General features: G+C 60.2%; 15 protein-coding genes. 2 read left to right on the top strand and 13 right to left on the bottom strand.

The window, feature by feature from the left end; all coding sequences use genetic code 11:
• Positions 1-12 precede the first annotated feature (12 nt).
• The 8 genes from AC27VU_RS05955 to AC27VU_RS05920 form a co-directional block, all read right to left on the bottom strand.
• Entirely contained in the window at positions 13-1,422 is a 1,410-nt protein-coding gene (locus tag AC27VU_RS05955) for a circularly permuted type 2 ATP-grasp protein (RefSeq protein ID WP_003223227.1), read from the bottom strand.
• A gap of 475 nt (positions 1,423-1,897) precedes the next feature.
• A complete protein-coding gene (locus tag AC27VU_RS05950) occupies positions 1,898-2,245 on the bottom strand; it encodes a ribonuclease E inhibitor RraB (RefSeq protein WP_003223226.1) in 348 nt (115 codons plus the stop codon).
• 212 nt (positions 2,246-2,457) lie between these two features.
• Positions 2,458-2,691: a hypothetical protein gene (locus AC27VU_RS05945; protein ID WP_003223224.1), complete on the bottom strand. Its 234-nt coding sequence runs from the start codon at positions 2,689-2,691 to the stop codon at positions 2,458-2,460.
• 256 nt (positions 2,692-2,947) lie between these two features.
• Positions 2,948-3,823, bottom strand: coding sequence for a polyamine aminopropyltransferase (speE, locus tag AC27VU_RS05940; RefSeq protein WP_488723655.1), 876 nt, complete (start codon positions 3,821-3,823; stop codon positions 2,948-2,950).
• A 254-nt stretch (positions 3,824-4,077) separates the two neighbouring features.
• On the bottom strand, positions 4,078-4,269 hold the full coding sequence (locus AC27VU_RS05935; protein ID WP_003223221.1) for a PLDc N-terminal domain-containing protein: 192 nt from the start codon (positions 4,267-4,269) through the stop codon (positions 4,078-4,080).
• A gap of 71 nt (positions 4,270-4,340) precedes the next feature.
• Positions 4,341-4,871, bottom strand: coding sequence for a hypothetical protein (locus tag AC27VU_RS05930; protein WP_003223219.1), 531 nt, complete (start codon positions 4,869-4,871; stop codon positions 4,341-4,343).
• Positions 4,872-5,028: 157 nt separating this feature from the next.
• A complete protein-coding gene (locus AC27VU_RS05925) occupies positions 5,029-5,547 on the bottom strand; it encodes an ankyrin repeat domain-containing protein (RefSeq protein ID WP_488723654.1) in 519 nt (172 codons plus the stop codon).
• Positions 5,548-5,643: 96 nt separating this feature from the next.
• Positions 5,644-7,482, bottom strand: coding sequence for a long-chain-acyl-CoA synthetase (locus AC27VU_RS05920; RefSeq protein ID WP_488723653.1), 1,839 nt, complete (start codon positions 7,480-7,482; stop codon positions 5,644-5,646).
• Positions 7,483-7,859: 377 nt separating this feature from the next.
• Here AC27VU_RS05920 and AC27VU_RS05915 point away from each other — a divergent pair, with 377 nt between their 5' ends.
• Positions 7,860-8,138: a DUF3509 domain-containing protein gene (locus AC27VU_RS05915; RefSeq protein ID WP_027613327.1), complete on the top strand. Its 279-nt coding sequence runs from the start codon at positions 7,860-7,862 to the stop codon at positions 8,136-8,138.
• Between the two features lie 186 nt (positions 8,139-8,324).
• On the opposite strand, the gene mtnC is transcribed toward AC27VU_RS05915, so the two are convergent.
• The 5 genes from mtnC to aroC all read right to left on the bottom strand — a co-directional run bounded on the left by mtnC (position 8,325) and on the right by aroC (position 12,542).
• Entirely contained in the window at positions 8,325-9,008 is a 684-nt protein-coding gene (mtnC, locus tag AC27VU_RS05910; RefSeq protein WP_488723652.1) for an acireductone synthase, read from the bottom strand.
• A 4-nt stretch (positions 9,009-9,012) separates the two neighbouring features.
• Positions 9,013-9,558: a 1,2-dihydroxy-3-keto-5-methylthiopentene dioxygenase gene (locus AC27VU_RS05905; protein WP_103486004.1), complete on the bottom strand. Its 546-nt coding sequence runs from the start codon at positions 9,556-9,558 to the stop codon at positions 9,013-9,015.
• A gap of 92 nt (positions 9,559-9,650) precedes the next feature.
• Positions 9,651-10,277, bottom strand: a complete 627-nt coding sequence (locus AC27VU_RS05900) for a methylthioribulose 1-phosphate dehydratase (RefSeq protein ID WP_095139982.1) — start codon at positions 10,275-10,277, stop codon at positions 9,651-9,653.
• On the bottom strand, positions 10,274-11,419 hold the full coding sequence (locus AC27VU_RS05895; protein WP_103486001.1) for an MFS transporter: 1,146 nt from the start codon (positions 11,417-11,419) through the stop codon (positions 10,274-10,276). Before AC27VU_RS05895 ends, AC27VU_RS05900 begins: the two co-directional genes overlap by 4 nt.
• Positions 11,420-11,450: 31 nt before the next feature.
• The gene (gene aroC, locus AC27VU_RS05890; RefSeq protein WP_003223202.1) at positions 11,451-12,542 is read right to left on the bottom strand and encodes a chorismate synthase; all 1,092 of its coding nucleotides are present in this window, start codon (positions 12,540-12,542) and stop codon (positions 11,451-11,453) included.
• 130 nt (positions 12,543-12,672) lie between these two features.
• On the opposite strand from aroC, the gene AC27VU_RS05885 reads away from it, so the two are divergent.
• Positions 12,673-13,626, top strand: a complete 954-nt coding sequence (locus AC27VU_RS05885; RefSeq protein ID WP_488723651.1) for an alpha/beta hydrolase — start codon at positions 12,673-12,675, stop codon at positions 13,624-13,626.
• The last annotated feature ends 70 nt before the right edge of the window (positions 13,627-13,696 follow it).

Genomic DNA, 13,696 nt, shown 5'->3' with positions numbered 1-13,696 from the left:
GGCAAGCTTCCTTCAATCCTCGACCACCCAGGTGTCCTTGGTTCCGCCACCCTGGGAGGAGTTCACTACCAGGGAGCCTTCGCGCAGGGCGACACGGGTCAAACCACCGGGCACAACCCGGGTTTCGCGGCCCGACAGCACAAATGGACGCAGGTCGATATGGCGCGGCGCAATGCCGTTTTCGACAAAGGTCGGACAGGTCGACAGCGACAGCGTTGGTTGCGCGATATATGCGTGAGGCTTGGCTTTGATCCGCTCGCGGAACGCATCGATTTCCGCCGTCGTCGACGCCGGCCCCACCAGCATCCCGTAACCGCCGGAGCCCTGAGTTTCCTTGACGACCAGATCCGGAAGATTGGCCAGTACGTGGGAAAGTTCAGAGGGGTTGCGGCACTGCCAGGTCGGCACGTTCTTCAGAATCGGTTCTTCGTCAAGGTAGAAACGGATCATCTCGGTGACAAACGGGTACACCGATTTGTCATCCGCAACCCCGGTACCGATGGCATTGGCCAGCACCACGTTGCCCGAGCGATAGGACGACAACAGTCCCGGTACACCGAGCATCGAATCGGGGTTGAACGCCAGCGGATCGAGGAACGCGTCATCGAGACGGCGGTAGATCACGTCCACCGCTTTCGGCCCGTCGGTGGTGCGCATGAAGACCTTGTCGTCGCGCACGAACAGATCGGCGCCCTCCACCAGTTCAACGCCCATTTCCCGCGCCAGAAAGGCATGTTCGAAGAACGCACTGTTAAAGCGCCCCGGCGTCAGCACCACCACGCTCGGGTCGTCGATCGGGCTGGAGCTCTTCAGCGTGTCGAGCAACAGGTTCGGGTAGTGGTCGATGGGGGCAATGCGCTGGGCGGCGAACAGCTCCGGGAACAGGCGCATCATCATCTTGCGGTCTTCGAGCATGTAGCTGACGCCGCTCGGCGTGCGCAGGTTGTCTTCGAGCACGTAGTAAGTGCCGTCGCCGTCGCGCACCAGATCGACGCCGGAGATGTGCGAATAGATGTCGCGGTGCAGATCCAGGCCCTGCATCGCCAACTGGTACTGCTCGTTGGCCAGCACCTGTTCGGCGGGGATGATCCCGGCCTTGATGATGCGCTGCTCGTGATAAAGGTCGGCGAGGAACATGTTCAACGCCTTGACCCGCTGGATGCAGCCACGCTCGACGATCCGCCACTCGCTGGCGGGAATGCTGCGCGGAATGGTGTCGAAAGGAATCAGGCGCTCGGTGCCCTGCTCGTCCCCATAGAGCGTGAAGGTGATTCCGGCCCGGTGGAACAGCAGATCGGCCTCACGTCGCCGTTGTGCCAGCAACTCGTCAGGCGTGTCGGCCAGCCAGCGGGCGAACTCGCGGTAATGCGGGCGGACCTGGCCGCCGACATCGTACATTTCATCAAAATAGGTGCGGATCATGCCGTACTCCTTGTCACCCGGACCTACAGGCCTTCGCAAGGCCCGTGCCATCGGCATAAACGCTTTGATTTCAATTGCTTGGATAATCAAGCCGCAAGCACCGCACCATTCCTGTGCGACAAATGCCCCAAGCTGATTGCCCCCGCCTCATTGCGACGCAGTGCTGTCGCCTATCACCAGCATAGCCAGAGTTGATTTCACTGCCTGGGTCGGCCTACGGATAATCGCCGCATCCGCTGGAAACTTCCTTGTTGAAGGCTTCAGCCCAACTGATCCCGACTGCCAGCGCAGTCCCCGCAGGCCGTAACCCTGACCGGTTTCCTCTCCTTATCGGTCTTCCCTTTTAGCCACCCTCTCCGGTGGCTTTTTTTTGCCCGGGATTCTTGTTTCAGGGTTTTGCCAGAGCATTCTCAGGGCCGGAAACGACAACGGCCGACCCGAAGGTCAGCCGTTGCTCGACAATAGTTGCGCTGAATCAGTTAAGACGATAGCGATTGCGCACCTCCTGCTTCACGCCCCAGCCCTCGATGATGCCGCCCAGCGGCTCGACCACGGCAGAAAATCCCTGCTCGAAATCGCCAATGTCGTCATACGTTGCGTACATCACTTTGCTCAGTTCCAGCGACCAGGCGCCATCGTCGCGCGCACTGACCTGGGCATTGATGGATTCACCACGGAATTTACCTGCCGCCCTGCGCGCCCGCTCCTCGTCCGGGAAAATGGCGTAGAACTCGATGGGATGGAACCGGGAAAAGTCGAAGCCGCCTTCTTTCATGCGGCGCAGTACGTTGCTGCTGATGTCTTCTTGATAGGCTGTGCTCATGAAACGTCCCCCTCGCATAGATGGATAGACTTTCCGTATTCCCGCCCCGGGCCTTACAGGCCGAAGTGCATCGGCAACAGGGTTGCCGGCGGGAAACAAGCATGTAGCTGACAAGACCAGACCTTAGCGATTGTTTCGCTGATCTCGCTTGCAGAGTAGCCCCAAGACAGAGGCGCTGCCAAGGCCTGGTACTTCAAGTGACAGGAAGAATTTCAGATTGGAGTGATGCTGCGGATTTCGATGCTGTTCTGGGCTTTCAGATTTTTCGCACCTGCATCCGGGGTTCGCCCTTCCAGATCATTCATATCCAGTTCGGCGGCCACCGGCAGGAGCCGTTCCTTGATCAGGCGTGCAGCCTCGTCGTCGCTGGGGCATTCCGCGCGCTCGAACACCTCATCGACAATTTCACCATGATCGTCCACGAAAGTGACTTTCCACTTTTGCATCGGTGCCTCCTCGATCAAACCCGCAAATGGGCTTACTTCTATCTCGACTTTTGGCGAGATTGATCGTTCAAAAGGATTGCAGCAGACGAACATGAAAAAAACATCATTTTCATGGCTGGAAAAATTGTGTGGCGAGGGAGCTTGCTCCCGCTGGGCTGCGAAGCGGCCCCAAAATATTTTGAGATCGCAGACTTTGTGAGTGCTGCGCACTCAAGCGGGAGCAAGCTCCCTCGCCACAAGGAATCCATCGACCTGGTCAGTCGTTGCTTGGCTTGTTGATCGCCTGCAGCACGTACTGTGGCAACGCGAACGCGCCGATGTGGATTTCCGGGTTGTAGTAGCGGGTGACGATGCCGCTGCCGATGAAGCGCTGTTGCAGGGTTTCACGGCTCAGCTTGCGGTAGGCCGGATTGGTCGAGCCCCAGGCGAAAGTCATCGAACCGCCGATGTAGGTCGGCACGGCCGCCTGATAGAAGTGCCAGTCCGGGAACAGGCTGCGCAGGCGGCCGGCGGTGGTTTTGACTTCATCGATCTGCATGAACGGTGTGCCATTCTGAGTCACAAGGATCCCGCCTTCGTTCAGGCAGCGGTGGCACGCCTGGTAGAAGTTCTCCGAGAACAGCACTTCGCCCGGGCCGATCGGGTCGGTGGAGTCGGAAATGATCACGTCGAATTTTTCCGTGGTGGTGGCGACGAAACGCATGCCGTCGTCGATCACCAGGTTCAGCCGTGGGTCGTCGTAGGCGCCCTTGGAGTGGCTCGGCAGGAATTCCTTGCACATGTCGACCACGGTGCCGTCGATCTCGACCATGGTGATGTGCTCGACGCTCGCGTGTTTGGTCACTTCGCGCAGCATGCCACCGTCGCCACCGCCGATGATCAGCACGCGCTTGGCGGTGCCATGGGCGAGGATCGGCACGTGGGTGAGCATTTCGTGGTAGATGAATTCATCGGCTTCGGTGGTCTGGATCACGCCGTCCAGCGCCATTACCCGACCCATGCGCGGGTTCTGGAAGATCACCAGGTGCTGGTGTTCGGTGCGCACTTCGTGCAGCAGTTTTTCCATGCGAAAACGCTGGCCGTAGCCTTCGTAGAGGGTTTCCAGGTACTCGCTGGTCTTGGTGACGGTCATGGTCAAGTGCTCCGATGAATGCGCGGGCGTCAATCGTGGAAACGATTGCCCGGGAAAGGCGCGCATTCTACGTTGCTGAAGATGACAGGTCGAACCTTCCTCCGACAGGGCACACTCTGAAGCTAACGCAAGACCAATGTGGGAGCGGGCTTGCTCGCGAAAGCGGAGTGTCATTCAACCTGTGTTTCGACTGAACAATCGCCTTCGCGAGCAAGCCCGCTCCCACAGGGGATCAGCGTGTTTTCGGGAAAGCGTCAGATCCGCACATTGCCCCGCGGCCCGGCAATTGCCCAGATGATCAGGCCCAGCACCGGCAGGAGGATGATCAGCAGGACCCAGAGGATTTTCATCCCGGTCTCGGCGCCGCTTTTCAGCACGTTGATGATGGCCCAGATGTCGAGGGCAAGAATGATCAGACCAATCAGACCGTTGAACGTGGAACCCATGGTGTCGCTCCAGAATAGTGGCATGCACTTTTAGGATAGACGGTCGCGCGCAGGGTTCCCTTTTATTGCGTTCAAACGTGAACGGCGACCTTCAACGCTTCCAGCGACGGCGCGGCAGCGATACCGACTTCAGCGCACAGTTCCAGCACTCGCGGCACGTCGTTGCCGTAGACCAGCACCACTTGCAGCTCGTCGTCGAGCAACTGGCTGAAGTTCATCAACGTGTAACCGCCGTTTTCCTTGTTCAGACTGCTCATCTGCACCTGGATGCGGTTAAGCGCGGTCAGCGCTTCGGTCTTGGCCAGTTGTTTGGGCTTGAGGTTGAAATCCACGCCCGGGCCGAACGAGGCAACGATCTGCGCGAACAGGTCAACGTAGGTGTCGGCCTGGAACAACACGGTTTCCGGCAGACTGCCGACCACGACCCACTCGCCCAGCGGGATCGGGAAGGTGTCGTCGTAGTTGATGTCCGGGTTGGCCGCCAGAAAGGCTTCGGCATCGGCGTAGGCCTGCGCGGCTTCGTCGGCCACATTCAGGATCTCGTCCTCGCCCATGCAGCCGGAGCTGATTTTGCTGATGAGTTCGACGAGTGCGGCTTTCATGAGGGCGGATCCTGTGGAAGGTTGAATTCGAGGGCGCGGAGAATAGCGCACAAAGCAAAAGATCGCAGCCTGCGGCAGCTCCTACAGGTTCCGCGTCCATTTGGCGAACGAATCTGAGACCTGTAGGAGCTGCCGCAGGCTGCGATCTTTTGACTTATCAGGCCAGCAGTTTTTCCAGCTGCGCCGTGGTATCGACCGCGCCCATGGTGCGGGCCGCATCCAGCGCGGTGATGCCGTTGGCATCCTTGGCCTTCGGATCCGCTCCCTTGCTGATCAGGTAATCGACGATTACCACGCGATTGAACATCGCCGCCATCATCAGCGCGGTGCGGCCATCGAAGGACGAACCTTCGATCTCGGCGCCCGCTTCCACCAGTGCCTTGACCACGGCCAGATCGCCCTTGAACGCCGCGCCGGCAATCGGGCTCTGGCCGTTGCCGTTACGCAGCTCCGGGTCGGCCTTGTGTTTGAGCAGCACCTGCACCGCGTCGACGTGGCCGTAGTAGCTGGCGAGCATCAACAGCGTGTCGCCCTTGCTGTTTTTCAGGTTCACCGGCAAACCGGCGCTGATCAGCCGATCGAGCATCAGCGCATCACCGTCGCGTGCCTTGTTGAAAACCTGCTCGGTGAATTCGGCAGCTTCTTCAGGGGTCATCTGGCGGCTTTGGTCAGACATGGGGTAACTCCACTTTCGGTTGATCGCAAGCCGACAGTTTCCCGAGCGCGACGATAGCTGTCACCCCCTTTTTCTCAAGACGTGCCATAGCCAATCTCAATAGCGGTACTTGCCCTGATGAATATCGGCCAACACCTGATCCGTCACCTGCACGTACGTCTGGGTGCCGGGCAGCCAGGCGTAGATCGGGTCATCGCCCGTCTGGCCGGGGTCGAAGCCTTCGTTTTTCAGTCGGGTTTTCTGGTATTTGAAAGTCCCGGTGGTTTCCATTTTCACCTTCACCCGCAGAAACAGCGGCACCGCATAGGCCGGCATGCGCTGACGGGCGAACGCCAGCAATTCGGAGAAATCCAGGGTCGCGAGGGATTCGGCGGGCGTGATTGCGGCCATCCCGGCGCGACCGTTGGTGTTGCGCACTTCCACGCCGTAAGCGACTGCCTCGGAAATGTGTGGATGTTGCAACAACAGGTTTTCCACCTCGGTGGTCGAAACGTTCTCGCCCTTCCAGCGATAGGTATCGCCGAGCCGATCGACGAATTGCGCATGGCCAAAACCGATATTGCGCAGCAGGTCGCCGGTATTGAAGTAGCGGTCGCCCTTGCTGAACACGTCGTGCAGCACCACCTTGGCGGTTTTCTGCGGATCGGTGTAGCCATCCAGCGGAGCTTTTTCGTCGATCCGCGCGAGCAGCAAGCCCTGCTCGCCTTTGCCGACCTTGCGCATGAACCCGTCGGCGCTGCGCAGCGGCTGCCCGCTGTCGTGGTCGTACGCCACCAGCTCCCAGGCCATCAGCGAGAAACCGATGGTGTTGTCGAAGTTGAGGATATTGCTGAAGCCGATATTGCCGTCGCTCGCCGCGTACAGCTCACAGATGTGCTCGACGGCAAACCGGGTCTTGAACTCGGCCCAGGCGCCGGGGCGCAAACCGTTGCCGATCATCTTGCGCACCCGGTGACGGCTGTCCTCGGCGCTGGCCGGTTGATCGACCAGATAGCGGCACAATTCGCCGACATACCCGAGGGTGGTCGCGTTATAGCGACGCACATCAGGCCAGAACTGGCTGGCGCTGAACTTGCGGCGGATTGCGAACCCCGAAGCACCGTTGATCGCCGAGCCCCAGCACACACAGAGCCCGGTGGCGTGGTACAGCGGCAAGGTGCAATAGACGACATCGTCGGGGGTCATGTTCAGGGCAATCATGCCGAAGCTGGCCGAGCTGCGCATCCAGCGACCGTGCTTGAACACGCCGGCCTTGGGCAGGCCGGTAGTGCCGGAGGTGTAGATGTAAAAGCACGGGTCGTTGAAGAACACTTCGCCGCTGCTGGCCGGGTTGTCAGCGGGCGCTTCGGCGCTGGCGCTGATCAGGTTGATGTAGCCCTCGGGGGCAATACCGGGCTGGCTGTAAGTGTCACGGTCGGCGATAAACCAGGTGCGTTGCGCCGGGATCGACACTTGCTCGCGGATCGCGGCAAACGCCGGCTGCAGCTCCTCACCAAGGACAACCGCCACTGGCGCGACCAGATTTATGCTGTGGATCAGCGTATCGCGGGTCTGCGAAGTATTGAGCAGTGCACTGACCGCACCGACCTTGGCCAGCGCCAGAATGGTCACCAGCAGTTCCGGGCGGTTTTCGATGAACACCGCCACCACATCACCCTTGCCGATCCCCTGCGCGCTCAGATAGTGGGCGATGCGATTGGCCCACTGATTGACCTGCGCATAGGTCAGCAAGACGTTGTCCTGCAAGATCGCCAGGCCTTCGGGGTTACGCAGCGTTGCCTGCTCGAAGGTCCAGCCGAGGCCACACGGTTGGGTCGGATCCGTGACGTTGGCGACTTTCATGCCTTTGACCACCCTTGGGATGGCTTTGGCGATCGTCGGCAGTTTGCGGAGCATCATGCCCCAGGTAATCGTGTCGCTCGGCGCGTGACTCATGGCAGCTCCCCGGTCGGCCTGGTTGGCCGTTTTTTATTGTTCGGGCTGTGGGCATGACCTGCGTTGTGGGCAAGGTCGAGTCCGAAAATACGTCAGCGCTTCTCGGCCTGTACACGCGGTTTTTGCAATGTTTTGTATCCGCCCTGTCACATCTGGCGGCGGTGATTGCGCCTTTGCCGTTTGGTTCCGTTTAATCCGTGACGATCCCGCAAAATGCAGGATGCACGATGGCCATTCATGCAGATTGCACGACCCTTGCAGATTTCACGATTTTTAAACTATTGATTTATAAGGATTTTATTTTTTCAGGGTGCTGGCACAATCACTGCAATCTCCTTTGCATGCTTGCCATTCAAGTGCATACGGAGCTGAAAGACATGAGCCTGATCCAAGAAAAATTTACCTCGCTGTTCTCCAACTTCAACGTCACCACTGCGCCACGTCCCGATGGCGGGATTTTGCTGACCTTGCGCAGCAGTGAAGGCAAAGTGTTCAAGCGCGCCCTGACATATCAGCAAATGCACAACGCCGACCAACTGTCGTGGGCGATCAGTGCGATTCGTCGTGACCTGGCGGAAGAAGCCAGCGAACTGCCGCAGATTGCGATGCTGCAAAGCCAGCAGCGCTTTGCACTGCCGACGTATCACTCGCTGTAACTGATTCGAAGCTTTAAACAGCTTTTTAGATAAAAAAAGGCCGGGCAGTTTTCACTGCCCGGCCTGTTTTTTTGTGCGCGCTTTTTATGTAGGAGCTGCGGAACGCTGCGATCTTTTGATCTTGATCCCTTAAATCAAAGTCAAAAGATCGCAGCCTTCGGCAGCTCCTACAGGGGGACTGTATGTTTAGAAGGCTTCCGGCTCGATCGCGGTGAAGCTGTCGACAGTGATATGCCCTTCCAGCTCGCCACCCTCGCGGGCCAGGCCACAGGTCTGCAAACCGGCTGCCTGCGCGGCATCCAGCTCCTCAACGATGTCCGACAGGAACAGAATGTCCTGCGGTTCGACGCCAATCGCCTGTTGAATGTTGGTGTAAGACTGCGGCTCACGCTTGGGCCCCGACGTGGTGTCGAAGTAACCGCTGAACAGCGGCGTCAGATCCCCCGCTTCGGAGCAGCCGAAGATCAGCTTCTGCGCCTGGATCGAACCCGACGAATACACAAACAGTTGATAACCGGCCTGGTGCCATTGCTTGAGCGCTTCAACGGCGTCCGGGTAAACATGGCCTTTCAACTGCCCGGTCTGATAGCCCTGCTCCCAGACCATGCCTTGCAGCGCTTTCAGCGGCGTGGCCTTGCGGTCTTCGGCGATCCAGCTCAGGAGAATTTCAACCACCCGTTCAACGTCGGCCTGCGGCTCGTTGCTGTCGCGGCGCACGGCGGCGATCTGTTCGGCGACATCGGCGCGCTCGGCGTTCTGCCGCACGAAGTCCGGCAGATGTTTGGCGGCGTACGGGAACAGCACGTCGAAGACGAAACTCACCGCGCTGGTGGTGCCTTCGATGTCGGTGAGGATGACTTTGATCGACATCGGCTCAGTCCTCCAGACGCGGGAAGCGCCCGGCGATGTCTTCGCCGGTGAAGTTGGCGACCCAGCCTTCGGGGTTGTTGAACAGGCGAATCGCCACGAAGTGCGGGTGTTCGCCCATGTCGAACCAGTGTTTGGTACCGGCCGGCACCGAGATCAGGTCGTTCTTCTCGCATAGCACCGCGTAGACGTAATCGTCGATGTGCAGGGTGAACAGCCCACGGCCGGCGACGAAAAAGCGCACCTCGTCTTCGCCATGGCGGTGTTCTTCAAGGAACTTGGCGCGCAATTCGGCTTTTTGCGGGTGGTCGCTGTTGAGGCTGATCACATCGACGGTGATGTAACCGCGCTCGGTCATCAGTTTGTCGATTTGCTCCTGATAGGCGCTGATCACTTCTTCCTGACTGGCGCCGGGCTGGATCTTCGCTGCGGCTTGCCAGCGGTCGAAGCGTACGCCCTGCTCGGCGAGCGTCGAGGCGATGTCTTCGAAATGGGTCAGCACCTTGTTCGGAATGTCAGGGCTGGAAACGTGATAGACGGACAGGCTGCTCATGGGCAATTCCTCGGTATCGGCCTTGCCGTCCGGCTCTTGCAGACCGGTCGGGCAGTGCATTTCATCAGGCGAATGGGCGGCTTCTGGTGAAGTCAGCCTTGGCGGTTCATGACGCTGCGGGTTTTCAACTCGCATTCAAACAGGAATTCAAAGGCCTCGATCTGCCGCAGGGCATCGCTCATCTGCGCACCCCAGGTGTAGAGGCCGTGGCCGCGAATCAGGTAACCGACGCAATCGGGATGGGCGTCGAGCCAAGGCTGCACCTTGGCGGCGAGGCGCGCAATGTCCTGATCGTTGTCGAAAATCGGTACGCGTACCCGGGATTCGTGGGTGGAGATGCCGCTGAAGGCTTTTTGCAGCTCGTAGTCTTCGAACTCGATGAAGTCTTCCGGCGTCAGGCGCGACAGCACCGTGGCATTCACCGAATGGGTGTGCAGCACCGCGCCGATCTCCGCGCGCCAGCTATACAGCTGGGTGTGCAGCAGGGTTTCGGCGGAAGGCTTTTTGCCCGGTTCCAGGCTGTTGCCGGACAAATCCGTGGCGAGCACGTCGTCCAGGCCCAACTGGCCCTTGTGCTTGCCGGACACGGTCAGCAGCGCTTCGCTCGGCGACAGACGCGTCGAGTAATTGCTGCTGGTGGCCGGCGACCAGCCGCGACCATAAAGAAAACGCCCGGCGTCGACGATCTGCTGGGCGAGCTGTTCACGCGTAAGGCTCATGGCCTGTCCTCTTGCATACGTGTGGCAATGATAACGGCAGCAGCGAGCGCCGCGAGACTGGCAATACTAAAGGTCAATGTCGCGCCGAGGGCATTCCAGCTGTAACCGGAATACAACGCACCCAACGCGCCACCGGTGCCGGCCAGCGCCGCGTACAGCGCCTGGCCCTGACCTTGCTGACGCGCACCGAAGCTACGTTGCACGAACGCGATGGCAGCGGCATGAAAGCTGCCGAAGGTCGCCGCGTGCAACACCTGGGCGAACAACAGCACCCAGAGGAATTCGGCGAACGAACCTAGCAGTAACCAGCGCAACGCCGCCAGCAGAAAACTCGCCATCAGCACGCGGCGCAATGAAAACCGCGCGAGAATCCGGCTCATCGCCATGAACATCAGCACTTCGGCGACCACGCCCACGGCCCAGAGCATGCCGATCACGCCACGGCTGTAACCGAGGCGTTCAAGGTGCAAGGTCAGAAAGGTGTAATACGGGCCGTGGCTCATCTGCATCAGCGCGACGCAGGCGTAAAACGCCAGCACACCGGGGCTGCGCAGCTGCTTAAGGAACCCTTCCCCGCTCGGCCGGTTACCTTGCGGTGGTTGCGCATTCGGCACCCACAAGCTGCTGAGGACGATGCCGGCCATGATCAGCACCAGCGCCGCCGGGTAGATGTCGAGGCTCAGCCATTCGAACAAACGGCCCAGCGCGACCACGGTGATTATGAAACCGATCGAGCCCCACAGGCGAATCTGGCTGTAGCGCGAGGTCTGCCCCTGCAAGTGCGCGAGGGTGATGACTTCGAACTGCGGCAGCACCGCGTGCCAGAAAAACGCGTGCAGGGCCATGACCATCGCCAGCCAGGCGTAGGTTTTGCTGACGAAAATCAGCGAGAACGTCAGCAACGTGCACACCGCGCCGAAGCGCACGATGGCCAGGCGCTTGCCGGTGTAGTCGCCGAGCCAGCCCCAGATGTTCGGCGCCACGCAGCGCATCAGCATCGGAATCGCCACCAGTTCGCCGATCCGCGCAGGGCTGAAGCCGAGGTGATCGAAGTACAGCGCCAGAAACGGCGCTGTCGAACCAAGCAAGGCGAAATAGAACAGATAGAAACTGGACAGCCGCCAGTACGGGAGCGCCGCCACGCTCAGACCGCGACGGCTTGGCGATCAACCATCAAAGCTGACCCAGTACCGGGGTGCTGACGCGCACGTCGGCGTTCTGCCCACGATGACGCAGCAAGTGGTCCATCAGCACGATGGCCATCATCGCTTCGGCGATCGGCGTGGCGCGGATGCCGACACACGGGTCGTGACGGCCCTTGGTGATCACGTCGACCGGATTGCCGTGGATGTCGATCGAACGGCCCGGAGTGGTGATGCTCGACGTCGGTTTCAACGCCAGATGCGCGACGATCGGCTGACCGGACGAGATGCCGCCGAGGATGCCGCCAGCATTGTTGCTGAGGAAACCTTCCGGGGTCAGTTCATCGCGATGCTCGGTGCCGCGCTGGGCGACGCAGGCGAAACCGGCGCCGATTTCCACGCCTTTGACCGCGTTGATGCTCATCAGCGCATGGGCCAGTTCAGCGTCGAGGCGGTCGAAGATCGGCTCGCCGAGACCCGGCATCACGCCTTCGGCGACTACCGTGATCTTCGCCCCGACCGAGTCCTGATCACGGCGCAACTGGTCCATGTAGGCTTCCAGCTCCGGAACCTTGTCCGGATCCGGGCTGAAGAAGGCGTTCTCTTCCACCGAATCCCAGGTCTTGAACGGGATTTCGATCGGGCCGAGCTGGCTCATGTAGCCACGGATGACGATGCCCTGGGTGGCGAGGAATTTCTTCGCAATCGCCCCGGCCGCCACACGCATCGCGGTTTCCCGCGCCGAGCTGCGACCGCCGCCGCGGTAATCGCGCTCACCGTATTTGTGGTGGTAGGTGTAGTCGGCGTGTGCCGGGCGGAACAGATCCTTGATCGCCGAGTAGTCCTTGGACTTCTGGTCGGTGTTGCGGATCAGCAGACCAATCGAGCAACCGGTGGTGCGCCCCTCGAACACGCCGGAAAGGATTTCGACTTCGTCGGCTTCCTGGCGCTGGGTGGTGTGGCGGCTGGTGCCCGGCTTGCGGCGATCGAGGTCGCGCTGCAGGTCTTCAAGGGAGATCTCCAGGCCCGGCGGGCAGCCGTCGACAATGGCGACCAACGCCGGACCATGGCTTTCGCCAGCGGTGGTGACAGTGAACAACTTGCCGTAGGTATTGCCGGACATACAGGACGCTCCGTGAAATCAAACCCGAATTCGTGATGCGCGCCAGTATACGCAGGCTAACCGACTAGTTCATCCTCGAACCTTAGTGGTGTTGGTGAGTCCAACCCGCACCTTGGCGAATGATGGCGTGATGATGCTGCGAGTTCTGATCTTGAGTCTTACCCTGTTTACCGGTTTTGCCCACGCGACTGTCCTGCAAAGACCGATCTCTCTGGAGACCGGCAACGGAGAACTTTTCGGCTCGCTGCTGCTGCCAAAATCCGACAACCCGGTGCCGGTTGTCCTGATCCTTGCGGGTTCCGGTCCGACGGATCGTGACGGCAACAATCCCGATGGCGGGCGCAATGACAGCCTCAAGCGGCTGGCCTGGGTGCTGGCCAAACACAACATCGCCAGCGTGCGCTACGACAAGCGCGGGGTGGCCGCAAGCCTGGCGGCCACGCCCGACGAGCGCAATCTGTCGGTGGAAGCCTACGTCAACGATGCGGTGGCCTGGAGCCAGAAGTTGAAAAGCGATCCGCGTTTCGGCCCGTTGATTCTGCTCGGGCACAGCGAAGGCGCACTGATTGCCACCCTCGCCGCCCCGTGTGCCGACGCCGCCGCGCTGATTTCGCTGTCCGGCAGCGCCCGCCCGGTGGATCAGGTGATCCGCGAGCAACTGGCCCGCAGCCTGCCACCGCCGTTGATGCTACGCAGCAATGAAATTCTCGACAGCCTCAAGGCCGGCCACACCGACGACAACGTGCCGGCGCCGCTTCAAGCGATTTTCCGTCCGAGTGTGCAGCCTTACCTGATTTCCCTGTTTCGCCAGGATCCGGCCAAGGCCTTCGCGCAACTGAAAATGCCGGCGCTGATCATTCAGGGCACCCACGATATGCAGGTCGGCGTGGGCGATGCGCAAGCGCTGAAAGCCGCCAGACCCGAGGCCCAACTGGTGGTGATCGAAGGGATGAACCATGTCATGCGCATCGTTCCCGCCGACGTGAAGCGGCAATTGGCCTCGTACAAGGACCCGAATTTGCCACTGGCAGCAGAGCTGGGCGGCAAACTCATCGAATTTATTGACGGACTTCGCACCCGTTAAGGGCTTTTTGCCCTCCAGTCCTGGAAAAAACGGCCGATAAGCCTTTGTCGCCAGCGTACCGGCTGGCGAC

The sequence above is a fragment of the Pseudomonas sp. 14P5.3.2 genome, assembly GCF_057799175.1.
This window is presented reverse-complemented; position numbering and strand designations above follow the sequence as displayed.

Bases quoted from the DNA above. Each gene is read 5' to 3' on its own strand.
- AC27VU_RS05955 (WP_003223227.1), bottom strand. From the start codon at position 1,422: ATGATCCGCACCTATTTTGATGAAATGTACGATGTCGGCGGCCAGGTC.
- AC27VU_RS05950 (WP_003223226.1), bottom strand. From the start codon at position 2,245: ATGAGCACAGCCTATCAAGAAGACATCAGCAGCAACGTACTGCGCCGC.
- AC27VU_RS05945 (WP_003223224.1), bottom strand. From the start codon at position 2,691: ATGCAAAAGTGGAAAGTCACTTTCGTGGACGATCATGGTGAAATTGTC.
- speE (WP_488723655.1), bottom strand. From the start codon at position 3,823: ATGACCGTCACCAAGACCAGCGAGTACCTGGAAACCCTCTACGAAGGC.
- AC27VU_RS05935 (WP_003223221.1), bottom strand. From the start codon at position 4,269: ATGGGTTCCACGTTCAACGGTCTGATTGGTCTGATCATTCTTGCCCTC.
- AC27VU_RS05930 (WP_003223219.1), bottom strand. From the start codon at position 4,871: ATGAAAGCCGCACTCGTCGAACTCATCAGCAAAATCAGCTCCGGCTGC.
- AC27VU_RS05925 (WP_488723654.1), bottom strand. From the start codon at position 5,547: ATGTCTGACCAAAGCCGCCAGATGACCCCTGAAGAAGCTGCCGAATTC.
- AC27VU_RS05920 (WP_488723653.1), bottom strand. From the start codon at position 7,482: ATGAGTCACGCGCCGAGCGACACGATTACCTGGGGCATGATGCTCCGC.
- AC27VU_RS05915 (WP_027613327.1), top strand. From the start codon at position 7,860: ATGAGCCTGATCCAAGAAAAATTTACCTCGCTGTTCTCCAACTTCAAC.
- mtnC (WP_488723652.1), bottom strand. From the start codon at position 9,008: ATGTCGATCAAAGTCATCCTCACCGACATCGAAGGCACCACCAGCGCG.
- AC27VU_RS05905 (WP_103486004.1), bottom strand. From the start codon at position 9,558: ATGAGCAGCCTGTCCGTCTATCACGTTTCCAGCCCTGACATTCCGAAC.
- AC27VU_RS05900 (WP_095139982.1), bottom strand. From the start codon at position 10,277: ATGAGCCTTACGCGTGAACAGCTCGCCCAGCAGATCGTCGACGCCGGG.
- aroC (WP_003223202.1), bottom strand. From the start codon at position 12,542: ATGTCCGGCAATACCTACGGCAAGTTGTTCACTGTCACCACCGCTGGC.
- AC27VU_RS05885 (WP_488723651.1), top strand. From the start codon at position 12,673: ATGATGCTGCGAGTTCTGATCTTGAGTCTTACCCTGTTTACCGGTTTT.